The sequence below is a fragment of the Blastococcus sp. TML/M2B genome, assembly GCF_016612865.1.
Lineage (GTDB): Bacteria > Actinomycetota > Actinomycetes > Mycobacteriales > Geodermatophilaceae > Blastococcus.
Window position 1 is genome coordinate 452,183 of sequence record NZ_JAENZZ010000002.1, and the last position, 22,343, is coordinate 474,525.

17 protein-coding genes and 3 pseudogenes are annotated in these 22,343 nt (G+C 71.1%); 7 read left to right on the forward strand and 13 right to left on the reverse strand.

Features of this window, described 5'->3' with window-relative positions:
- Positions 1-15 precede the first annotated feature (15 nt).
- From JKP75_RS10760 to JKP75_RS10770, 3 genes are read right to left on the reverse strand one after another with little or no spacing between them, the layout of a single operon-like run.
- The gene (locus JKP75_RS10760) at positions 16-414 is read right to left on the reverse strand and encodes an ankyrin repeat domain-containing protein (protein WP_200491453.1); all 399 of its coding nucleotides are present in this window, start codon (positions 412-414) and stop codon (positions 16-18) included.
- 51 nt (positions 415-465) lie between these two features.
- Positions 466-861: an ankyrin repeat domain-containing protein gene (locus tag JKP75_RS10765; RefSeq protein WP_200491452.1), complete on the reverse strand. Its 396-nt coding sequence runs from the start codon at positions 859-861 to the stop codon at positions 466-468.
- Between the two features lie 60 nt (positions 862-921).
- Positions 922-1,842 carry an SDR family oxidoreductase gene (locus tag JKP75_RS10770; protein WP_200491451.1) on the reverse strand — a complete coding sequence of 307 codons (921 nt, stop codon included), beginning with the start codon at positions 1,840-1,842 and terminating at the stop codon, positions 922-924.
- A gap of 108 nt (positions 1,843-1,950) precedes the next feature.
- Between JKP75_RS10770 and JKP75_RS10775 the strand changes: the two genes are divergently transcribed.
- Positions 1,951-3,516 carry an MFS transporter gene (locus JKP75_RS10775; RefSeq protein WP_200491450.1) on the forward strand — a complete coding sequence of 522 codons (1,566 nt, stop codon included), beginning with the start codon at positions 1,951-1,953 and terminating at the stop codon, positions 3,514-3,516.
- On the opposite strand, the gene JKP75_RS10780 is transcribed toward JKP75_RS10775, so the two are convergent.
- Positions 3,485-4,102 (reverse strand): TetR/AcrR family transcriptional regulator, encoded by a 618-nt coding sequence (locus JKP75_RS10780; RefSeq protein WP_200491449.1) that lies wholly within the window; start codon positions 4,100-4,102, stop codon positions 3,485-3,487. The genes JKP75_RS10775 and JKP75_RS10780 overlap by 32 nt on opposite strands.
- A 151-nt stretch (positions 4,103-4,253) precedes the next feature.
- Here JKP75_RS10780 and JKP75_RS10785 point away from each other — a divergent pair, with 151 nt between their 5' ends.
- The 6 genes and pseudogenes from JKP75_RS10785 (at position 4,254) to JKP75_RS10805 (ending at position 9,664) form a co-directional block, all read left to right on the forward strand.
- Positions 4,254-6,338, forward strand: coding sequence for an AMP-binding protein (locus JKP75_RS10785; protein ID WP_200491448.1), 2,085 nt, complete (start codon positions 4,254-4,256; stop codon positions 6,336-6,338).
- A 70-nt stretch (positions 6,339-6,408) separates the two neighbouring features.
- A pseudogene (locus tag JKP75_RS24585) lies at positions 6,409-6,759 on the forward strand (acyl-CoA dehydrogenase family protein); the annotation flags it as partial.
- 100 nt (positions 6,760-6,859) lie between these two features.
- Positions 6,860-7,075: pseudogene (locus tag JKP75_RS22805) on the forward strand (acyl-CoA dehydrogenase family protein); the annotation flags it as partial.
- 15 nt (positions 7,076-7,090) lie between these two features.
- A complete protein-coding gene (locus JKP75_RS21240) occupies positions 7,091-7,615 on the forward strand; it encodes an acyl-CoA dehydrogenase family protein (protein ID WP_309229992.1) in 525 nt (174 codons plus the stop codon).
- A gap of 70 nt (positions 7,616-7,685) precedes the next feature.
- The gene (locus JKP75_RS10800) at positions 7,686-8,798 is read left to right on the forward strand and encodes an acyl-CoA dehydrogenase family protein (protein WP_200491446.1); all 1,113 of its coding nucleotides are present in this window, start codon (positions 7,686-7,688) and stop codon (positions 8,796-8,798) included.
- 164 nt (positions 8,799-8,962) lie between these two features.
- On the forward strand, positions 8,963-9,664 hold the full coding sequence (locus JKP75_RS10805) for a dienelactone hydrolase family protein (RefSeq protein WP_309229749.1): 702 nt from the start codon (positions 8,963-8,965) through the stop codon (positions 9,662-9,664).
- An 85-nt stretch (positions 9,665-9,749) separates the two neighbouring features.
- On the opposite strand, the pseudogene JKP75_RS10810 reads toward JKP75_RS10805, so the two are convergent.
- From JKP75_RS10810 to JKP75_RS10850, 9 genes and pseudogenes are all read right to left on the reverse strand, one after another.
- Positions 9,750-10,782 (reverse strand): annotated as a pseudogene (locus JKP75_RS10810) (ABC transporter ATP-binding protein).
- The gene (locus JKP75_RS10815) at positions 10,782-11,885 is read right to left on the reverse strand and encodes an ABC transporter ATP-binding protein (RefSeq protein ID WP_309229750.1); all 1,104 of its coding nucleotides are present in this window, start codon (positions 11,883-11,885) and stop codon (positions 10,782-10,784) included. The pseudogene JKP75_RS10810 and the gene JKP75_RS10815 overlap by 1 nt, the downstream one beginning before the upstream one ends.
- Positions 11,882-12,346 carry an ABC transporter permease gene (locus tag JKP75_RS10820; protein WP_200493065.1) on the reverse strand — a complete coding sequence of 155 codons (465 nt, stop codon included), beginning with the start codon at positions 12,344-12,346 and terminating at the stop codon, positions 11,882-11,884. The genes JKP75_RS10815 and JKP75_RS10820 overlap by 4 nt, the downstream gene beginning before the upstream one ends.
- A gap of 526 nt (positions 12,347-12,872) precedes the next feature.
- Positions 12,873-13,832: an ABC transporter permease gene (locus tag JKP75_RS10825; protein WP_309229751.1), complete on the reverse strand. Its 960-nt coding sequence runs from the start codon at positions 13,830-13,832 to the stop codon at positions 12,873-12,875.
- 6 nt (positions 13,833-13,838) lie between these two features.
- Positions 13,839-15,458: an ABC transporter substrate-binding protein gene (locus JKP75_RS10830; RefSeq protein WP_200491443.1), complete on the reverse strand. Its 1,620-nt coding sequence runs from the start codon at positions 15,456-15,458 to the stop codon at positions 13,839-13,841.
- Positions 15,459-15,743: 285 nt separating this feature from the next.
- Positions 15,744-17,468 carry an ABC transporter substrate-binding protein gene (locus tag JKP75_RS10835; protein ID WP_200491186.1) on the reverse strand — a complete coding sequence of 575 codons (1,725 nt, stop codon included), beginning with the start codon at positions 17,466-17,468 and terminating at the stop codon, positions 15,744-15,746.
- Between the two features lie 344 nt (positions 17,469-17,812).
- The gene (locus JKP75_RS10840; protein ID WP_200493066.1) at positions 17,813-19,396 is read right to left on the reverse strand and encodes an ABC transporter substrate-binding protein; all 1,584 of its coding nucleotides are present in this window, start codon (positions 19,394-19,396) and stop codon (positions 17,813-17,815) included.
- A gap of 344 nt (positions 19,397-19,740) precedes the next feature.
- Positions 19,741-21,228, reverse strand: a complete 1,488-nt coding sequence (locus JKP75_RS10845) for an ABC transporter substrate-binding protein (RefSeq protein ID WP_200493067.1) — start codon at positions 21,226-21,228, stop codon at positions 19,741-19,743.
- A gap of 560 nt (positions 21,229-21,788) precedes the next feature.
- On the reverse strand, positions 21,789-22,334 hold the full coding sequence (locus JKP75_RS10850) for a hypothetical protein (protein ID WP_200493068.1): 546 nt from the start codon (positions 22,332-22,334) through the stop codon (positions 21,789-21,791).
- Positions 22,335-22,343: the final 9 nt, after the last annotated feature.

Here is a 22,343-nt window from a genome sequence, read left to right on the forward strand (position 1 = left end):
GCGGGAGCAGCCGGGTCAGCGCGGGGCGTCGAGGAGCTCGGTCATGGCGGTGAGGCCGAAGAACTGCGCTGTCATGCGCGCGGTCATCTCGCCGGCGTCCGGGTCGGCGCCGGCGGCCAGCAGGTGGCGGACGGCGTCCTCGGCCTGCTTGAACACCGCCGCGGCCAGCGCCGTCTGACCCTTGTCGTTGATCCGCGCGTGGTCGGCACCGCGCTCGAGCAGCGCCGCCACCGTCTCGCCGTGGCTGTAGTACGCCGCCAGCACCAGCAGCGTGTCCCCCGAGCTGTTGGTCAGGTCCACGGGCACGCCGGCGTCGATGTACGCCGCGAGCACCTCGGTGTTCCCCTGACGGGCCAGGTCGAACAGGTGCCCGGCGGGAACCGTGCCGGTGGTGGAACTGCCTCCGCTGGTCATGGAGGGCACCCTAGGAGGCCGCGCCGCCGCGGCGGTAGTGCGGCCCGCGGGTCAGCGCGGGGCGTCCAGCAGCTCGGTCATCGCCGTGAGCCCGAAGAACTGTGCCGTCGCCCGGGCGCTCTGCCCACCCTGGTCGGGGTCCGCGCCCGCCGCCAGCAGGTCCCCGACCGCCTCGGCGGACTGCTTGAACACCGCCGCCGCCAGCGCCGTCTGCCCCTTGTCGTTCACCCGGCCGTGGTCGGCGCCGCGGGCCAGGAGCGCCGCCACGGTCGGCGCCTGGCCGTAGTAGGCCGCCAGCAGCAGGAGCGTGTCGCCCTTGTCGTTGGTCAGGTTCGCCGGCACCCCGGCATCCAGGTAGGCGACCAGCTCGTCGGTGTGCCCGAACCGCGCCAGGTCGAACAGTCGGCCGGCCAGCTCGATGACCTCGGGGTCGATCGGTCCGCTCACTCCCCCAGCCTAGGAGGGGACGGGGCGCGGCACCGGAGCCCGGCACCGCGCCCCGCACGGTCAGTCCGCGATCGCCGGGCGGATGCCGCGCTGGTCGGCGTTCGGCGCCGCCTTCGCGACCAGCCCGGGCAGGACGTCGTCCAGCTCCTCGACCGTCCACCGCGCGCCCTTGTCGACGCCCGGTCCGGCCTGCCAGCCCTCGGCGACGCTGATCGTGCCGCCGCGGACGTTGAACACCCGGCCGGTCACCTCGCGGGCCGACGGCCCGGCAAGCCACACCACCAGCGGGGCGATGTTGTCGGGGGCGGAGGGGTCGAAGGCGTTCGGGTCGGGGTTCTGCCGGTCCGGCATCAGGTTCTCCGTCATCCGGGTCAGGGCGGCCGGCGCCACCGCGTTGACAGTGACGCCGTAGCGCCCCAGCTCCATCGCGGTGATCACGGTCATCGCCGCGATCCCGGCCTTGGCCGCCCCGTAGTTGGACTGCCCCGGGTTGCCGTAGATGCCCGAGGACGACGTGGTGTTGATGACCCGGGCGTCCACCGGACGCCCGGCCTTGTGCTCCTCGCGCCAGTAGGCAGCCGCGTGGCGCATCGGGCCGAACGTGCCCTTGAGGTGCACCTGGATGACCGAGTCCCACTCCTGCTCGCTCATGTTGACCAGCATCCGGTCGCGCAGGATGCCGGCGTTGTTGACCAGCACGTCCAGCCGGCCGAAGTGGTCGATGGTGGAGCGGACCAGGCGCTCGGCGGCGGCGAAGTCCGAGACGTCGTCCCCGTTGGCGATGGCCTGTCCGCCCTGGGCGCGGATCTCGTCGACCACCTCACCGGCCGGGCCGGTCGAGCCGCCCGTACCGTCCACCTCGGCGCCCAGGTCGTTGACCACGACGGCATAGCCGTGCCGGGCGAACTCCAGGGCGTGACCCCGGCCGATCCCCCGGGCCGCACCCGTCACGATGACCACGCGTTGCTCGTTGGACTGCATCAGGCAGGCCTCCTTCTCGTCGGTGCCCCTAGAATCCAGTTCCAGGATTGCCGGAGTCAACCGGCTGGGCCGCCGGACGGGCGACCGCTCGACCTGCGAGGGGATGCATTGGCTGCCGACGCGCGGACCACCAGCAGCGAGGGTGCCGCACCCCCGCCGCCGGCCGCTCCGGAGGGGGTGGGCGCCGAGGAGGCGCCCGACGAACCCGCCGTCATGAAGGAGGCCTGGCGGACCCTCTCGGTCGTCAGCCTGGCCAGCATCTTCTCGGGCATGTCGGGCAGCGCCCTCAACGTCGCCCTGCCCACCGTCGTGCGGCACTTCGAGGCCAGCGCCACCGCGGCGAGCTGGATGCTGCTGGCCTTCATGCTGGCCAACACCGGCCTGATGATCTTCTTCGGCCGGCTGGCCGACATGTTCGGGCGCCGGCAGATGTACTTGATGGGCCTGGCCACCTTCACCCTCGCCAGCTTCCTGTGCGGTCTGGCCCCCAACGCCTGGATCGTCGTCGGCCTGCGCGTGCTCCAGGCCGCGGGCGCCGCGATGCTGCTGACCAACAGCGCCGCGCTCGTCACTGCCGCCTTCCCCCGCGCCCGGCTCGGCCAGGGCATGGGCATCTACCTCGCCTCCTTCTCGGTCGCCCAGCTGCTGGGCCCGACGGTCGGCGGCGTGCTAGCCGAGCACGCCGGCTGGCGCTGGGTGTTCTGGTTCAACGTGCCGATCGGCCTGCTCTGCCTGGCCTGGGGCGCCTGGGCCCTCCCCCGGGTCGCGCGCTCCGGCGAGCGCCAGGGCATCGACGTCCCCGGCAACCTGCTCGTGCTGGTCGCGCTGGGCAGCGGCCTGGCCGCGCTCTCGCAGGCGACCACGCTGGGCTGGACCAGCTGGGTGGTCGTCGGCGGGCTGGCCGTCTTCACCCTCGGCATGCCGCTGTTCGTGCTCTTCGAGCGCCGGGTCGCCCACCCGCTGGTCGACATGACGCTGTTCCGCGACCGGCCCTTCGCCCTGGGCCTGCTCGCCTCGTTCCTGAACTCGACGTCGCAGGCCGGCGTGCTGCTGCTGTTCTCGCTGTACTTCCAAGCCGTGCAGGGCGTGGACCCGCTGTCGGCCGGTCTGCGCGTCCTGCCGCTGGCGGTGGCGACGCTGATCTTCTCGTCGTCCTCGGGCCTGTTCCAGCGGCACATCTCCCCGCGTGCCCTCGCCGTCGTCGGCAACGTGTGCACCGGCGCCGGCCTGCTGGTGCTGTTCACGTCGGTGGTCACCGGCGCCGCCTACCCGGCGATCGCCGGGGGCCTGGTGCTCGCCGGCGCCGGGTCGGGGCTGTTCATGCCGTCGAACACCACCGCGCTCATGGGAGCCATGCCGCACAACCGGCTGGGCATCGCCAACGCGATGCGGCTGATGCTGCAGCAGAGCGGCTTCGTCGTCGGCACCGCCGTCGTCCTGTCGGTGCTCACCGCCCCGCTGGCCCCCGAGCTGCGGCAGTACGCCTTCGCCGGGACGCTCTCCGGCGTCTCGGCCGACGGACTGGCCGACCTGCTGCGCGGCTACCGCTGGACGCTGCTCACCATGCTCGCCGTCAATGCCGCCACGGCGCTGACATCGCTGGCCGCCCTGCGGGCCAGCCGGCGCGCCGACGCCGAAGCGGTCAGCCCGCCCGGGGGTCCGACAGCCGGCTGATGATCGCCAGCGCACTCTCGGTGACCGCGGTGGCCTGGTCCTCGCTGGTGCAGCCGATGATCTGTCGTCCGGCCTCGCCCATCGCCGCGGTTAGGATGGAGACCAGCAGCCGGTCCGCAGGGCCGGTGCCCACCGCCAGCAGCACCGCGTTCTGCCGCACCCAGTCGTTGCGCCGGCGGCTGCGGACGAGGAAGAAACCTGGTGGCCCGTCGCCGTCGCGGAACAACCGGGCCAGCGCGCGCCGCTCCCACGTGGTCTCGAGGTACGCGCGCGCGCCGACGAGAAAGAGCTCTGTGCGCGAGGTCGTACCGGCCTGCCGGGCACGTGCGACCGCGGTGGCCGCCTGCTCCTCGTAGGCGGCCTGGTGGTCCTCCCACACGGCCAGGAACAGCTCGGACTTCCCGCCGTAGTGGTGGTACAGGCTGCCCACGCTCAGCCCGGCGCGCTCGACGACGTCGGCCACGCTGCACTCGGCGAACCCGCGCTCGGCGAACACCTGGCCGGCAGCGGCGATGAGCGCCCGGCGCGCTTCGGCGGTGCGGTTCCACTGCCTGGCGCTGCCCTCAGGCTCTTCGGTGGTCCGCACCGGCGCACACCCCTCGACCCGACGATCCCGCGATCGAGCGCGACCCTAATGGGGGATAGTGGGCTGCGTCACCCTCCGCTCACGCCGCAGTACGGACGGGCTGGACCGAAAGCCTTGCCAAAGAACTTCGAAACCTGAATGGTTGGTGGCTGTGACCGAGCCCACGGCGAGCGGAGCTCGCACGGTCGCCCGTCTGGCCCGGCACGTCGAGGTGGCCCTGGCGGGCTGCGAGCTCTCCGTGCCTCAGTACCGGCTGCTCAGCCTGCTGTCCGAGGGCTCGGTGAACGCCTCCACCCTCGCCCAGCGGCTCGTGGTCAGCCGGCCGAGCGTCACCGCGCTGGTCGACGGCCTGGTCGCCCGCGGGATGGTCGCCCGCGGGATGGTCGAGCGCGGCACCGACCCAGCAGACCGCCGGCACGTCACCCACCTGGTCACCGAGCTGGGCGGGCAGGTCCTCGCCGAGGCCGACCGCGCCGCGGCCGCCCGGCTCCGTGACCTGGCCACGCACCTCGTCCCCGACGACTTCCCGGACGCATCCGCGGGCCTGGCCGCCTGGGGACGTGCCCTGGACTCCTACCGCGACACCGCCGCCCGCGCACCCCACTGGCCCGCCCCCTCCCCGTCAGGAGACAGCATGTCGTCCCCCTCCGCTCCCCAGGTCGCCCCGCTGACACCAGACGTGGAGGCCCTCGTCGAGCGCGCCGCCGCCACTGGAACCCTGCTCGCTCTGTGGGCGGCCCGTCAGCCCGACGCACCGGCCATCCGATCCGCGCAGGGCGACTCCACGTACTCAGAGCTCAACGGCCGCGTCAACCAGGTCGCCCGGGCCCTGCGCGCCCGGGGCCTCGTTGCCGGCGACTCGATCGCCCTCATCAGCTCCAACCGCCCCGAGTTCGTGGAGACGCTCTACGCCGCTCAGCGCACGGGGCTGCGGCTCACACCGGTCAACTGGCACTTCACCGCGGACGAGATCAACTACATCCTCCGCGACTGCGGCGCCCGGGCGGTCGTGGTCGACGGCCGTTTCGCCGACACGGTCAGCCGGGCGCTGGACGGCGTGGACGCCCGCGCCCTGCTCGTCGTCGACGGCACCGGCGACGGCTTCGAGGACTACGAGCAGGCGCTGGCGAAGGAATCCACCGAGAACATCGAGGATCCCCAACTGGGGAGCACGATGCTGTACACCTCCGGGACGACCGGCCGCCCGAAGGGCGTGTACCGCCCCTCGGGGACGCCGGCGTCGACGGCGTTCTCCGATGCCACGGATTACGTCGCGGGCCAGGACCTCAATTTGGTCACCGGCCCGCTGTACCACTCCGCTCCGCTGGCCTTCTCGCTCAACCTGCCGATGGCACGGGGCGCCGGCGTGGTGCTCATGGACAAGTGGGACGCCGAGGAGACGCTGCGGCTGATCGAGCAGCACCGGATCACGCACACCCACCTGGTGCCCACGATGTTCCACAGGCTGATCTCGCTGCCCCAGGAGGTCAAGGACCGGTACGACGTGAGCAGCCTTCGCCACGTCTGGCACGGGGCCGCGCCCTGTCCTGTCCCGGTCAAGCAGGCGTTCATGGACTGGCTGGGCCCGATCGCATGGGAGTACTACGCGGCCACCGAAGGCATCGGCACCATCGTCGGGCCGCACGAGTGGCTCGCGCGACCCGGGACCGTGGGGCATCCGGAACCCGGACACATCCGGATCCTCGACGAGTCCGGCGAGGAGTGCCCGGCCGGCGTCCCCGGGACCATCTACATGCGTGCACCCGACGTCGGCCGGTTCGAGTACTACGGCGACGAGGGGAAGACCTCGTCGTCGTACAAGGGCGACCACTTCACCCTCGGCGACGTCGGCTACCTCGATGAGGAGGGCTGGCTCTTCCTCACCGACCGCAGCGTCGACCTGATCATCTCCGGCGGCGTCAACGTCTACCCCGCCGAGGTCGAGGCAGTGCTCATCACCCACCCCTCCGTGGGCGACGTCGGCGTCATCGGCGTGCCGGACCCGGAGTGGGGCGAGTCGGTGAAGGCCGTCGTCGAGGTGCAGCCGGGCTACGAGCCCTCCCCCGCGCTCGCCGAGGAGCTCCTGACCTGGGCCCGGGATCGGCTGGCCCACTTCAAGTGCCCCCGCACGATCGACTTCGTCGAGGAATTGCCGCGCACCCCGTCCGGGAAGCTGTCCAAGCGGGTCCTGCGGGAGAACTTCCGGCAGCAGGCCGCCGCCGGCACGGACGCCTGAAGGGGCCGCCCCCGTGCCCCTGACCGTCCGGCCGATCCCCACGCTCGACGACCGCATCAACGACATCCGCATGCGCACCGCGGAGATCGTGAACGAGGACATCCTGCCGCGGGAGCGCGAGCTCTGGCGCTCCGCGCACGGCGGCGCCGTCGAGACCGAACCGTCGGTCATCGACGCGAAGGCCGCCCGCGAGGAGATCAAGCAGAAGGTCAAGAAGGCGGGCCTGTGGGCGCCGCACCTGCCCCCGGAGTACGGCGGCATGGGCCTGGATTTCCTGGCGCACGCCTACATGAACGAGGTGCTCGCCTACGCGATGGGCGCGGCCTCCCTCTTCGGCGTGGTCGCTCCCAACTCGGGCAACCAGACGATCCTGCTCAAGTACGGCACCGAAGAACAGAAGGAGCGGTGGCTGCGCCCGCTCGTCGAAGGCGAGCTGGAGTCCGGCTTCTCGATGACCGAGCCGGAGAACCCGGGCTCCGACCCGCGCTCGCTGACCACGACAGCGGTTCCGCGACGGCGACGAGCTCGTCCTCAACGGGCACAAGTGGTTCACCTCGAACGGTCACGCCGCCGACTTCTTCATCGTCATGACCCGCGTGGTCGAGGCCGATCACGACCCGGCGTCGGGCCGCGGCCAGATGGCGCAGCTGATCGTGCCGACCGACGCGCCCGGCGTGAACATCGTCCGCGGCGTGGGCATCTGGGGGCGGCCGACGTCGGACCACGTGGAGGTCCGCTACGAGGACGTGCGGGTGCCGGCGAGCAACCTGCTCGGCGCCGTCGGGCAGGGCCACCAGGCCGCCCAGGACCGGCTCGGCGCCGGCCGCGTCTTCCACTGCATGAACTCGATCGGGCAGATGTGGCGCGCTTTCGACCTCATGGTCGAGCGGGCCACCACCCGCACCGTCCACGGGGGCCCGCTCCAGGACAAGCAGTTCGTGCAGGGCTTCATCGCCGACAGCTACATGGACATCAGCGCAGCCCGGCTGATGACCATCCAGGCCGCCGAGCGCGTCGCGCGCAACGACCGCGGAGCACGCACCGACATCTCCTCGATCAAGGTGTTCGTGCCCGCGGCGTACTCGCGCGTCGTCGACCGGGCCATCCAGGTGTGGGGCGCGGCCGGGGTCTCCAGCGACCTCCCGCTCTCCGGTATGTACCTCGGCGCGCGCACCCTGCGTCTCGCCGACGGACCGGACGAGGTGCACAAGGTGCTGATCGCCAAGCACGTGCTCGACCGGTACGCCACGGAGGGCGGCTGGGACTTCGGGAACTGATCCACCCGCGCACTCCGCGCACCCCCCACGTCACTTGTCCTGACCGCACGACTTCTGAGAGGTTCACCCCATGCTGATGCAGTTCGACAAGGAGCAGGAAGAGCTACGCCGGACCCTGCGCCGCTTCCTCGAGACCAGGTCCTCCTCGCAGGAGGTCCGCCGCCTCATGGAGACCGACGAGGGCTACGACGCCGGCGTCTGGAAGCAGATGGCCGAGCAGCTCGGCCTCCAGGGCCTCGCCATCCCCGAGGAGTTCGGCGGCTCCGGTTTCAGCATCCTGGAGACCGCCCTGGTCACCGAGGAGATGGGCCGCGCGCTGCTGCCCGCCCCCTACCTGGCCACCGTGATCGCGGCCAACCTGCTCCAGCTGTCGGACGACCAGCAGGCCAAGTCCGACCTGCTGCCCGGCATCGCCGAGGGCTCGACGATCGCCACTGTCGCGCTGGCCGAGGCCGACGGCAGGTGGACGGCGGAGAACCTGTCGACCACCGCCACCCGGGCCGGCGAGGGCTGGACCATCGACGGCACCAAGTCCTTCGTCCTCGACGGCACCACCGCGGGCCTGCTCCTCGTCGTCGCCCAGGCCCCCGGTGGCCCCAGCGTCTTCGCGGTCGACGCCTCGGCCTCCGGCCTGACCCGCAAGGCGCTCACCACCCTCGACATGACCCGCAAGCTGGCCGAGGTCCGCTTCTCGGGCACCCCGGCCCGCCTGGTCGGTGCCGAGGGCGACGCCGCGACGCTGGTCCCCCAGCTCATGCGCATCGCCATCGTCCTGCTCGCCACCGAACAGGTCGGCGGCGCCCAGCGCTGCCTCGAGCGCACGGTCGAGTACGTCAACCTGCGCTACCAGTTCGGCCGCCCCGTCGGCAGCTTCCAGGCCGTCAAGCACCGCTGCGCCGACATGCTGCTCGAGGTCGAGTCCGCCCGCTCCGCGGCCTACTACGCCCTGTGGGCGCTGGCCGAGGGTGCCGAGGACGCCGAGATCTCGGTCGACCTCGCCAAGGCGTACTGCTCAGAAGCCTACTGGCTGGCCGCCTCCGACTCGATCCAGCTGCACGGTGGCATCGCGTTCACGTGGGAGCACGACGCCCACCTGTACTACCGCCGCGCCAAGTCCACGGGTCTGCTCTTCGGCACCCCGACCGAGCACTGGGACGCCGTGGCCGAGCAGCTGCTCGCCTGACCTCCCGCGCACCTCGGCCCCCGTGCCGGCCACCCGGCCGGCACGGGGGCCGTCGCACGTCCGGGGTCCGCCACCGACGGGCGGCCGCCCCCGAGAACGGCTACAACGGACTCATGTGCCATGACCACGACAGCCGCCCGCCCGCCCCACCCCGCAGCGGTGAGGTGGCAGAACGCGCCTCCCTCACCCTGACCGCCGCCGACGGCACGCAGTTCGCCGCCGCCTACGCCGCGCCGGCGGACACGCCGGGCACCGGCGTGGTCGTCCTCCCTGACATCCGCGGCCTGCACCCCTACTACGTGGCGCTGACCGAGCGCTTCGCCGAGGCCGGAGTCGCCGCCGTCGCGATCGACTGGTTCGGGCGCACCGCCGGCCTGCCCGAGGGCGGAACCCGCGGGGAGGACTTCGGCTGGCAGGAGCACATCCCGCAGACGACGCCTGAGGGCATCGACGCCGACATCGCCGCCGCCATCGCCGCGCTGCGGGAGCGGCACGGCGCCGATCTGCCCGTGGTCACGGTCGGTTTCTGCTTCGGCGGCAGCCACTCCTGGCGGCAGTCCGGCGGCGACCTGGGTCTGGCCGGGTGCGCGGGGTTCTACGGCCGGCCCTCGATGGTCGGCGACGCCGCCGAGCGGGCCGCCCTGCCCACCGTCATGGTCATCGCCGGCGCCGACGCGGCGACGCCGGTCGAGGACCAGCTCGCCCTGGCCGGGAGGATGCGCGCCGCCGGCGCCGACGTGGACGCCCCCGTTTACGAGGGCGCGCCGCACTCCTTCTTCGACCGCGCCTTCGGAGACTGGGCCGACGCCTGCCAAGACGCCTGGCAGCACGTCCTGGCGCTCACCGACCGCGTGTCCCGGTCCTGACCTGGACGAACCGAGCCCGGACGCACGACCGCGGCTGAGCCGACCGGGGAACCGGTCGGCTCAGCCGCGGTGGGTGCTGCTGGGCTCAGGCGGGGGTCGACGCCATCGCCCGGTCGCCCTCGGGTGCCTGCTCCCCCACCAGCGGGAAGTGGCAGGCGACGTACTGGCCCTGGGCGACCTCGGCGCATCTGCGGCTCCTCCCCGGCGCACAGGTCCGCGGCCCGCGGGCAGCGGGTCCGGAACCGGCAGCCGCTCGGCGGATCGACCGGGGAGGGCAGCTCGCCACCCAGGCCGGCGTCGCTGTGCTTGGCGTCCGGATCCGGCTCCGGGATGGAGGCCAGCAGGGCAGCCGTGTACGGGTGCGCCGGCTGCGCGTACAGCTGGTCGGACGGTGCCACCTCGCAGATCTTGCCGAGGTACATGACAGCCACCCGGTCGCTGATGTTCTTCACGACGGCGAGGTCGTGGGCGATGAACACCATCGTCAGGTTGTACTCGGCCTTGAGGTCCTCGAGCAGGTTGAGGATCTGCGCCTGCACGGAGACGTCGAGCGCCGACACCGGCTCGTCGCAGATGAGCACCTCGGGCCGCATGATCAGCGACCGCGCGATGGAGACGCGCTGGCACTGGCCACCGGACATCTCGTGCGGACGTCGCGAGCCGGCCCGCTCGGGGTCCAGCCCGACCTCCGCCAGCATGTCGTTGACCCGCGGGTCGTCGCTGCCCTTGCCCTCCCAGATCGACAGCCCCTCGGCCACGATGTCCTTCACCCGGCGCCGGGGGTTCAGCGACGAGATCGGGTCCTGGTAGATCATCTGCAGCTTCGTGCGGCTGCGGCGGAGCTCGTCGGCGGACAGACCGCTGAGGTCCTTGTCGTCGAAGAGGATCTTGCCGCCGGTCGGGCGGGGAGCCTGCATGATCGCCCGCCCGGTCGTCGACTTGCCACAGCCGGACTCACCGACCAGGCCCAGCGTCTCGCCCTTGGCGATGTCGAAGCTGATGCCCGAGACGGCGTGGACCTTCTGCCCCTTCTCCAGCGGGAACTCCACGACCAGGCCCTCGACACGCAGGACGATGTCGTCCTGGTCCCGCAGGTGCGCGGTACCACTTCCGGCCATCAGGCTGCTCCTGCCGTTGCGAGAACCGTCTCATCGAGGGGGGTGCCGGCGGCGGTGCGCCCGGCGGCCACGTTCCGCGCGAGCGCCTCCTGGCCGGCGGCCGTCCCCACCGGGAAGTGGCAGGCCGCCTCGTGCCCGGCGGCATGCGGCGCCAGCGGCGGCGTCTCCGTCAGGCACTTGTCCTGCGCGTAGTTGCACCGCGGGGCGAACGCGCACCCGGCCGGCGGGTCCACCAGGTCCGGCGGGCGCCCCGGGATGGCCTGCAGCCTGGTGTGGCTGGGCTGGTGCAGCCGCGGGATGGACCGCAACAGCCCCTCCGTGTACGGGTGCCGATGGCGGGCGAAGAGCTCCCGGGTGGGCGCCCGCTCGACGACCCGGCCCGCGTACATGACGGCGATCTCGTCCGCTCGCCCGGCGACGACACCGAGGTCGTGGGTGATGATGATCAGACCCATGTTGCGCTGGCTCTGCTGGGACTCGAGCAGGTCCAGGATCTGGCGCTGCACGGTGACGTCCAGCGCCGTCGTCGGCTCGTCGGCGACCAGCAGCTTGGGGCCGCAGGCCAGCGCGATCGCGATGGTCACGCGCTGCCGCATGCCGCCCGACAGCTGGTGGGGGTACTCCCCCAGCCGCCGCTCGGCGGCCGGGATGCCCACCGACTTGAGCAGCTCGACGGCGTGCGCCCGCGCGACCTTGCCCTTCTCACCCAGGTGGATGCCCAGGGACTCGGTGATCTGCTCGCCGATCTTGGTGACCGGGTTCAGCGAGGTCATCGGGTCCTGCAGGATCATCGCCAGCTCGGCGCCCCAGATGGTCCGCATCTCCTTGTTCTTCATGGTCGTGAGCTCACGACCCTCGAAGCGCACGGAGCCCTCGCGGATGGTGTTCGTGCGGGGCAGCAGGTTCATGATCGACCGCGACAGCACGGTCTTCCCCGAACCGGACTCCCCCACGATGCCGAGTGTCTTGCCCCGGTCCACCCGGAGGGAGACCCCGTCCACCGCCTTGACGATGCCTCGCGGCGTGTCGAAGTAGGTGCGGAGGTCGTCCACCTCGAGCAGGGGCTCGTTCGCTCGGCCGTCCAGCGGCGGCGCGGTCGTCACAGGTTGCTCCCTCGGACGTCGAAGCGGCTGCGGAGCGAGTCGCCGACCAGGTTCAGCGACAGCACCGTGAGGAACATGGCGATCGAGGGGATCAGCACGACGTGCGGGGCCTCGCTGAGGTACCGCTTGCCGTCGAAGATCATGCCGCCCCAGGTGGGCGCCGGCTGCTGGACGCTGAGGCCCAGGAAGGCCAGCGTCCCTTCCAGCACGATCACCACGCCCATGGCCACCAGGCCGAACGCGGCCACCGGGAGCACGACGTTGGGCAGGATCTCGCGGGCCAGGACTCGCGAGTTCTTCGCGCCCATCGTCCGGGCCGCCCGGACGAACTCGCGCTCGGCGACGGCCAGCGTGGTCGCCCGGGCCACACGGGTGTAGATCGGGATGGACAGGAAGCCGACGATCAGGGAGATCACGACGAGGCTGCGGCCGACGAAGGCCAGCAGGACCAGCAGCAGCACTCAGGGCCGGGAAGGCCAGGATGACGTTGATGATCGTCATGAGGACGGTCTCCAGCTTGCCGCGGAAGAAGCCCGCGACGATGCCGATGAAGCCACCGACCACCATGCCGATGGCCACCGCCGTGACGCTGATCGTCACCGAGACGCGCGCACCGTGGACCAGCCGGGCCAGGTTGTCACGGCCCAGGCCGTCGGTACCGAGCCAGTGCTCGGGACCGGGGTAGGCCAGCTTGTTGATGACGTCCGGGGTGAGCGGGTCCTTGACCGGCAGCAGGTCGGCGAAGACAGCGCAGATGAGCACCACCACCAGCCAGGCCGTGGCCAGCCAGAAGCTGATGCCGTAGCCGCGCTTCTTCCGCTTCGCCGCGGGTGCCGCGGCAGCCGCGGCACCGCCGCTGGTCTCGGCGACGAGACCGTCGCCGAGCGCCAGCTCCGAGGTGGCCCCCGGGTGCGGAGCGCCGAGATTGGGCACAGGGGTGCTCATGCGTCGTCCCGTTCGGTCGAGAGGTGCGCGGCGGACAGGGGGTCAGACTCGTGCCGCAGAGCGTCCATGCGAGATCCTCGGGTCGAGATACGAGTACAGGATGTCGACGGTGAAGTTCACGACGACGTAGCTGATGGCGATCACCAGTGCGACGCCCTGGACCATGAGCAGGTCGCGGACGAGTACCGCCTCGAGCAGCAGGCGACCGACCCCGGGCAGCGCGAACAGCGTCTCGATGACGACCGAGCCGCCGATGATCGCCCCGACCTGCACGCCCGCGACCGTCATCAGGGAGAACGACGACGGGCGCAGTGCGTGCCGGAAGAGGATCCGCCGGTTCGAGACGCCCTTGACGCGCGCCATCGTCACGAAGTCCTGCTGCAGCGTTGCGATCATGTCCGTGCGGAGCAGTCGGGTGTAGACCGCCATCTCCGCGATCGCGAGGGACAACGCCGGGAGCAACGCCGATCTGAGGTTCTGCACCGGGTCGTCGGTGAAGTTCACCCAGCCCGTGGCGGGCAGCACGCCCAACCACACGGCGAAGATCAGGATCAGGAAGATCGCCACCATGAAGTTCGGCACCGCGAGGAGGCCGAAGCTCGTGCTGCTGATCAGCTTGTCGGTCCGCGTGCCGGCCCGGTAGGCCGACAGCATCCCGACCGGGATGGCCACGAGCAGCGCGATGACGATCGCGAGGATGCCGATCTCGGCGGTGACCGGCAGCCGGTCCAGGATGGCGTCGCTGACCGGCTCGTTGGTCCGGTAGGAGCGACCGAAGTCGCCGGTCAGCGCGTCACCGATCCAGTGCAGGTAGCGCACGGGGAGCGGGTCGTCGAGGCCGAGATCGGCGCGGACGGCCGCGATCGCCTCGGGCGTTGCGTTCTCCGCACCCAGGATCTGCAGCGCCGGGTCACCGGGCAGCAGACTGGTCATGAGGAAGGTCAGCAACGACACCGCGAAGAGCGTGGCCAGCAACGACGGGAGCCTGCGGAGGACGTACACGGGCGGTTACTCCACTCGCCAGACGTGGCCCCACATGGCCGTCGAGGCGTTCGCCCCGTTGCCCATGGTGCCGTCGGGGAAGGTCCAGCCGTCCAGGTTCCGGACCGACTCGTCGGTGGCCAGGACGGTGAGCGTGCCGCCGCTGAACGCGTTGGGGACGTTCTCGTTCAGGACCAGGCCGATCTCCTCGACGGCTGCCTTGCGCGCGTCGACGTCGGTCGTCGTGCGCAGGATCTCGAGCTGCTCGTCGATCTCGGGGCTCTGGAAGGCGGTCATGTTCAGCGGGCCCTCGGTGAAGGCGTCGTCGAACACGAGGTAGGGGTCACGGTCGGCACCGACGCGGGTGCAGCCGGTGTCGTAGTCGCGGGCGATCATGTCCTGGATCCAGGCGGCCTGCTCGGTCTGCTGCAGCTCGACCTCGGCACCCAGGTTGCCCCACAGCGCCTGGTAGAGCTGGGAGAGCTCGTTGAGGCTGGGGTCCGGCGGGCACTGGAAGGTGAAGGACAGCGGCGTGCCGACCGGCTTGCCGTCGGAGCGCTCCGGGTCGTTGACGTAGTCGTCGTAGAGCTCCTGGGCCTTCTCCGGGTCGAACGCCGGGTAGGCCTCGGCGACCCTCTCGGAGTACCAGGGGCTGTCCGGGCTCCAGAACTGCGTCTGCGGGGGCGTGACGCCGGAGCCACCGAGGACCTCGATCAGGCCCTCCTGGTCGACGGCGTACACCAGCGCCTGGCGCACGCGGATGTCGTCGAACGGCGCCCGGCTGACGTTGAGCGTCAGGGCGCCGGCGTTGCTGCCCAGGTGCTCGAAGTTGTTCACGCCGTCCAGCTCGCGCGCCTTGATGACGGTACTCTGGCGCAGCGACTGCATGACGTCGATGTCACCGCTGCGGAGGCTCGACAGGCGGGTGTCCTCGTCGGGGATCGGCCGGAACGTGATCTTGTCCAGGTAGGGCTTGCCCTCCTGCCAGTAGTTCTCGTTCTTCTGCACGACGAGGTTGGAGTCGCGCTGCCAGGAGACGAACGTGAACGGGCCGGTGCCGACCGGGTTGGCGCCGGCGTCGGGGCCGGCCGCCGCGGCGGCGGTGGGGGAGAACGGCCAGCCGGCGGCACCGACCAGGATGTCGGGGAAGGCCGCGTTGGTCTGCGCGAGCTTGTAGCTGACGGTCAGGTCGTCGACGACGTCCAGCGAGGTGACCTCGGCGAGCTGCGCGGAGAGCCGCGAGCCGGGCGCCTTGAGGTAGGTGTCGAACACAGTCTTCAGCGCCTCGGCGTTCAGCGGGGTGCCGTCGTGGAACTGCACGTCCGGGCGGAGCTTCAGCGTCCACTCGGTGAGGTCGTCGTTCGGCGTGAGCGACTCGGCGAGATAGGGCTCGACGGGACCGTCCTCGCTGCGCTGCATCAGCGGGTCGTAGATCGCGTACGCCACGTTGAGCCCGGGCTGGTTGAACGTGCCCTCGCTGGGCAGCCAGCTGTTGGTCTCGGCCTCCAGGCCGACGACGATCTCACCGCCCTCGACCGGGTCACCGGCCTCCACCGACTCGCTGACCGCACCGGCCTCGGCGTCGCCGCCCTCGTCGTCGCCACCGCCGCAGGCGGCGCTCCCGAGCAGCACTCCCACGAGCCCCACGGAAGCGACAGCCTGCTTCCACGGGCCTCGCATCGGGCGCCGATGTCCTCGCATCAAATTTCTCCTTGACCAGTGTCGTACCGGCACAGCGACCAGGCCGGCGAACGGCGCGTCGATGTGCGAGCGCCCACAGCGCGTGCTGGGAGTCTGTCCTACGGCAGTGGGCTGCGTCACTAGGCGGCTCGCCACTCTCGTCGGGTGTCGAACTATGCGATGCGCACAACGTCTCCGGGCGCCCGGGAGAGTGCCACCACGGGCCCCCTCCCGGGCCGCGCAGGCGCTCCGTCAGCCGGCCAGCCAGACGTGGCCCCACATGACCTGCGCGGAGGCCGCGCCGTTGCCCCGGGGGCCGCCGTCCGGGAACACCCAGCCGTCGACGTTCTTGACGGCCTCCCGGGTCGCCATGACCGTCAGCGTCCCGCCGCTGAACGTGTTGGGCACGTTCTCGTTGACGATCAGCCCGATCTCCTCCACGGCTGCCTTGCGCAGGTCGAGGTCGGTCGTCGTCCGCAGGATGTCCAGCTGCTCGTCGATCTCCGGGCTCTGGAAGGCCGTCATGTTCAGCGGCCCCTCGGTGAAGGCCGCGTCGAACACGATGTAGGGGTCGCTGTCGGCCCCGACGCGGGTGCATCCTGTGTCGTAGTCGCGCGCCAGCATCTTCTGGATCCAGGTGGCCTGCTCGACCTGCTCGAGCTCCACCTGGGCGCCCAGCGCACCGTAGAGCGACTGCACCAGCTGGGCGACCTCGTTCAGGCTGGGGTCGGGCGGGCAGCTGTAGGTGAAGGCGAGGTCGGTGCCGACCGGCTTGCCGTCGGAGCGCTCGGGGTCGTTCACGTACTCGTCGTAGAGCTCCTGCGCCTTCTCCGGGTCGTAGGACGGGTATGCCTCGGCGACCTTCTCGGAGTAGTAGGGGCTGTCCTCGCTGAAGAACTGCGTCGTCGGCGGGGTGACGCCGGCACCGCCCAGCACCTCGATGATCGCCTCCTGGTCCAGCGCGTGGGCCAGCGCCCGGCGGACGCGGACGTCGTCGAACGGCGGCTTGCTGGTGTTGAGCGTCCCCGCGCCGGAATTGCTGCCGAGGTGCTCGTAGCTGTCGATGCCGTCCAGGTCGCGGGCGCGGATGACGGTGCTCTGCCGCAGCGACTGCATCGCGTCGATGTCACCGCTGCGCAGGCTGGCCAGCCGGGTGTCCTCGTCGGGCATGGGCCGGAACGTGATCTTGTCCAGGTGCGGGAGGCCCGGCTGCCAGTAGTCCTCGTTCTTCTCGACGACCAGCTGGCTGTCGCGCTGCCAGGAGACGAACCGGAAGGGGCCGGTGCCCACCGGCCGGGCGCCGGCGTCCTCGCCGGCCGCGGCGGCCGCCGTGGGCGAGAAGGGCCAGCCGGGCGAGGAGATGAGCAGCACCGGGAAGGCGGCGTTGGCCTCCCGCAGCCGGTAGACGACGGTGAGTTGGTCGACGACGTCCAGCGCCGTGACCTCGTCGAGCGAGGCGGCGGTGTTCGCCCCCGGCGCGGTCAGGTAGTCGTCGAAGATGGTCTTGAGCGCCTGCGCGTCCAGGGGCGTGCCGTCGTGGAAGCGCACGCCGGGGCGCAGCGTGAGCGTCCACTCGGTGAGCTCGGCGTTGGGCTCCATCGACTCGGCCAGGTACGGCTCGACCTCGCCCTCGGCGGTGCGGTGCATGAGCGGGTCGTAGATCGAGTAGGCGACATTCACGCCGGGCTGGTTGAAGGTGCCCTGGCCGGGCAGCCAGCTGCTGGTCTCCGCTTCCAGGCCCACGACGATCTCGCCGCCGTCGACCGGGTCGCCCTGCTCCGAGACGTCGGTGACCGCACCGACCTCCCGCTCCCCGCCGCCGTCGCCGCCCCCGTCGTCGTCCCCACCGCCGCAGGCGGCGGAGCCGAGCAGCAGGGCCGCCAGGCCGGCCGAGACGACGACCCGCGTCCACGGGCCGTCCTGCGGACGTCGATGTCCTCGCATGTGGATCTCCCCGACCGGAGGTGCGTACCGCACGACGACGCCGTGAAGGCCGGCGCGTCGACGCGTGCGCGCCGATGCGCGCGGACGCAGTGTGACCCACGCAGTGAGCCACGTCACCACGTGTCGACGTGTGTCGCGGATCGCCCGGGCCCCGACGCACGACGGCCTCCGACCCGACGACGAGCTCGCCGTCGACGGGCTCCTGAACGGGCGCCGAGGTGCTCGCACGCATCGTCGGGGACGTGCGCGTGGCTGCCCACCGCAGCAGCGTGCGCCAGGAGGTGACCTGGGTCAGCGCCGCACGCGGGAGCGCCGTGGCGGAACGCGACGGCGGCCCGGGCGCGGTGCGCCCGGGCCGCCGTGGGCGAGGTCGGAGCCTAGTCGGCCAGCCAGGCGTGGCCCCACATGGCGGAGCCGCTCGGGACGCCGTCACCCGGCGTACCGTCCGGGAACGTCCAGCCGTCGACGTTCTTGACCACTTCCCGCACCGCGATGTCGGTCAGGTTGTGGCCGGTGAAGAGGTTCGGCACGTTCTCCGAGACCTCCATGCTGATCGCCTCCACCGCATCCTTGCGCGCCTCGAGGTCCGTCGTGGTGCGGAGCACCTGGAGTTGTTCGTCGATCTCCGGGCTGGTGTAACCGGTGAAGTTCAGCGCGCCCGGGGTGAAGGCCCGACTGAGGGTGAACCCCGGATCGGCCTGGCTGCCGGCCCGGAAGCACTGGACGTCGTAGTCCTTCGCGATGGCGTTCTGGATGTGAGCTGCCTGCTCGACGGTGTTGAGGCTCACCTCCATGCCGAGCGAGCTCCAGAACGACTGGTAGAGCTGGGAGAGCTCGTTGAGGCTGGGGTCGGGCGGGCAGTTGAACGTGAACGAGAGGTCGGTTCCCACCGGCTGGCCGTCGGAGCGCTGCGGGTCGTTGATGTACTCGTCGTAGAGCTCCTGGGCCCGCTCCACGTCGTAGGTGGGGAATGCCTCCGCCGCCTCCTCGGAGTAGAACGGGCTGTCCGGGCTGAAGTACTGGGTGGCCTCCGGCGTCAGGCCGGTGCCGCCGAGCACGTCGATCAGCGCCGGCTGGTCGATCGCGTGGGCCAGGGCCTGGCGCACCCGGACGTCGTCGAACGGCGGCCGGGTGGTGTTGATCAGCGAGACGGTGCTGCTGTTGCCCAGGTACTCGTAGTTGTCCACGCCGTCGAACTCACGGGCGCGTCCGACGGTGCTCTGCCGCAGGGTCTGCAGCGCGTCGATGTCGCCGCTCTGCAGGCTGGACAGCCGGGTGTCCTCGTCGGGGATCGGGCGGAAGGTGATCTTGTCCAGGTGGGGTAGCCCCTCTTGCCAGTAGTTCTCGTTCCGCTCCACCACCAGGGCGCTGTCCCGCTGCCAGCTGACGAACCGGAAGGGGCCGGTGCCGACCGGGTTGGCCCCGGCGTCCGGGCCGGCGGCGGCCGCGGCGGTGGGCGAGAACGGCATGCCCGAGGCGCTGGTGAGCACGTCGGGGAAGGCGGCATCGGGCGCGGCGAGGTTGTACCGCACGGTCAGGTCGTCCACCACGTCCAGCGAGGTCACCGCGGCCAGGGAGGCGGCCACGTTGGACGTCGGCGCGGTCAGGTACTCGTCGAAGTTGCTCTTGAGCGCCTCGGCGTTCAACGGCGTGCCGTCGTGGAACTGGACGTCCGGTCGCAGCGTCAGCGTCCAGACGGTGAGCTCCTCGTTGGGCTCCATGGACTCGGCGAGGTAGGGCTTGAGCTCGCCGTCCGCCGTGCGCTTCATCAGCGGGTCGTAGATGGCGAACGCCACGTTGGTGCCCGGCTCGGCGAACAAACCCTCCCCGGGCAGCCAGCTGTTGGTCTCCGCCTCCAGGCCGATCGTGATCTCACCGCCCTCGACCGGCTCGCCCTGCTCGGAGATCTCGGTCGGTCCCCGCTCCCCCGGACGACGTGTCCTCGTTCCCGCCGTCGTCACCGCCACAGGCGGCCGTGCCGAGCAGCAGTGCCGCGGCCCCCATCGAGGCGAGCCTGCGCCTCCAGGGACGTCTCGTCGGGCGGCGAAGTCCTCGCATGTCCACACTCCTCACAGCAGATGCGCCAGGCCCCGGCAGCCGGTCGACCAGCGCGTTGGCAGCGCCCTCGGGGGCGTGGTCGGAGTGTGGACCACGACTGTGAACTGCGCCACCGGGCCGGCGCACGGCTCGATGCCAAGTCTGTGTGACGCAGCACACAACCCTGCCCGCCGGGTGACCCGTCCGGGTGGCGGATGCACGACGGCCCGGGCGCGGTGCGCCCGGGCCGTCGTGACGAGGTCAGGGCCTAGTCGGCCAGCCAGACGAAGCCCCACATGGTGGTGGCGTCCGCCGCCCCGTTCCCCATCGTGCCGTCGGGGAAGGTCCAGCCGTCGACGTTCTTCACCTCGTCGCGCACGGCCACGTCGGTGAGCGTGTACCCGGTGAAGACGTTGGGCACGTTCTCGGCCAGGTCGAGGCTGATCTCCTCGACCGCGGCCCGCCGCGCTTCCACGCCCGTGGTCGTGCGGAGGATCTCCAGGTTCTCGTCGATCACCGGGCTCGTGTAGCCGGTGACGTTGAGTGGGCCGGGGGTGAACGCATCCCCGAGCACGACGTAGGGGTCCCGCTGGGAGCCGACCCGGTAGCACTGGGCGTCGTAGTCCTTGGCGAGCGCGTTCTGGATGTGGGCGGCCTGCTCCACCGTGTTGAGCTGCACGTCCATGCCCAGCGCGCTCCAGAACGACTGGTAGAGCTGGGAGAGCTCGTTGAGGCTGGGGTCGGGCGGGCAGTTGTAGGTGAAGGAGAGGTCAGTGCCCACCGGTTGCCCGTCGGAGCGCTCCGGGTCGTTGATGTAGTCGTCGTAGAGCTCCTGGGCCCGCTCCACGTCGTAGGTCGGGTACGCCTCGGCCGCCTTCTCCGAGTAGTAGGGGCTGTCCGGGCTGAAGTACTGGGTGGCCTCCGGGGTCAGCCCGGTGCCGCCGAGTACGTCGATGAGCGCCGGCTGGTCGATGGAGTACGCCAGCGCCTGCCGCACCCGCACGTCGTCGAACGGCGGCCTGGAGGTGTTGATCAGCGACACACCGCTGTTGTTGCCCAGGAACTCGTAGTTGTCCACGCCGTCGAACTCCCGGGCACGCGCCACGGTGCTCTGCCGCAGCGTCTGCAGCGCGTGGATGTCACCGCTCTGCAGGCTTGCCAGCCGGGTGTCCTCGTCCGGGATCGGCCGGAAGGTGATCCCGTCGAGGTAGGGCAGGCCCTCCTGCCAGTAGTCCTCGTTGCGTTCCACCTCCAGTGCGCTGTCCCGCTGCCAGCTGACGAACCTGAACGGGCCGGTCCCCACCGGGTTGGCGCCGGCGTCCGGACCGAACCGTGCGGCCGCGGTCGGCGAGAACGGCCAGCCCGGGGCAAGCGTGAGGACGTCGGGGAAGGCGGCGTTGGGCGCCTCGAGGACGTAACGCACGGTGAGGTCGTCCACGACCTCCAGCGAGGTCACCTCGGCCAGCGTGGTGGCGACGTTCGACGTCGGGGCCGTGAGGTAGGTGTCGAAGATGGTCTTCAGCGCCTGGGCGTTCAGCGGGGTGCCGTCATGGAAGAGCACGTCGGGACGCAACGTCAGCGTCCACTGGCTGAGGTCCTCGTTGGGCTCCATCGACTCGGCGAGGTAGGGCTGGAGCTCACCGTCCTCCGAGCGCTTGATCAACGGGTCGTAGATGGCATAGGCGACCGTGGTGCCCGGGTTGCCGAAGCTGCCCTCACCCGGGAGCCAGCTGTTGGTCTCCGCCTCCAGGCCCACCTCGATGGTTCCCCCGGTGACCGGCTCGCCCTGCTCGGAGATCTCATCCGACTGGGCCCCACCGCTCGAGTCACCCCCGTCCCCGTCATCACCGCCACAAGCGGCCGCGCCCAGCAGCAGAGCCGCGGCCCCGAGCGAGACGACGGAACGCCTCCAGGGCCGTCTCGTCGGGCGGTGCATTGCTCGCATCTCCACACTCCTCAACCAGTTCCGGCTGCCCGGCCTGCCGGCCGGGCGGCGCGTCCTCGGCGCCCTCGGGGGCGTCCTGGGAAGTGTGGCCCCTACTCGTGATCTGCGTCACTGAGCGACCCGCCACACCGCCGATCCCCTGGGTGAGGCGTTGCGCACAACGGCGTGCCGTGCTCGTACCGGTCGGGCAGGGAACGCAGCGGCCCGGACGGGGGTCTGCACCGCAGTGACGCGCGTCGCCCTGCGCTGCCGCCACGCAGAGTCCGTCACGCGCTGTGCACAGCCGTTGCCCTGTCCGTGCAGCTCCGGGACCTGCACAGCGGCCCGGGCGAGGATCCCGCCCGGGCCGCTGCGTGGTGCGGAGCGTCAGATCAGTCGGTGACCCACACGTGTCCCCACATGACCTGCGAGTTGCTGGCACCGTTCCCCGCCGTGCCGTCCGGGAAGACCCAGCCGTCGAGGTTCTTCACCGCGTCGCGGGTGGCCATGACCGTCAGGGTGCCGGCGGTGAAGGTGTTGGGCACGTTCTCGTTGATCACTTCGCCGATGGCCTCGACGGCCGCCTTGCGCGCGTCGATGTCGGTCGTCGTCTTCAGGATCTCCAGCTGCTCGTCGATCTGCGGGCTCTGGAAGGCAGTCATGTTCAGCGGGTTCTCCTGGAAGGCCTGGCTGAACACGATGTACGGGTCGCGGTCGGCACCCACGCGGGTGCAGCCGGCCTCGTAGTCACGGGCGAGCATGTCCTGGATCCAGGCGGCCTGCTCGGTCTGCTGGAGCTCGACCTCGGCACCCAGTGCGCTGAAGAATGCCTGGTATAGCTGCGAGAGCTCGTTGAGGCTCGGGTCCGGCGGGCACTGGAAGGTGAAGGAGATCGGCTCGCCGACCGCCTTGCCGTCGGAGCGGTCGGCGTCGTTCACGTACTCGTC

Coding starts and splice junctions, on each gene's coding strand:
- JKP75_RS10760 (WP_200491453.1), bottom strand. CDS start 414: ATGACCAGCGGAGGCAGTTCCACCACCGGCACGGTTCCCGCCGGGCAC.
- JKP75_RS10770 (WP_200491451.1), bottom strand. CDS start 1,842: ATGCAGTCCAACGAGCAACGCGTGGTCATCGTGACGGGTGCGGCCCGG.
- JKP75_RS10800 (WP_200491446.1), top strand. CDS start 7,686: ATGCTGATGCAGTTCGACAAGGAGCAGGAAGAGCTACGCCGGACCCTG.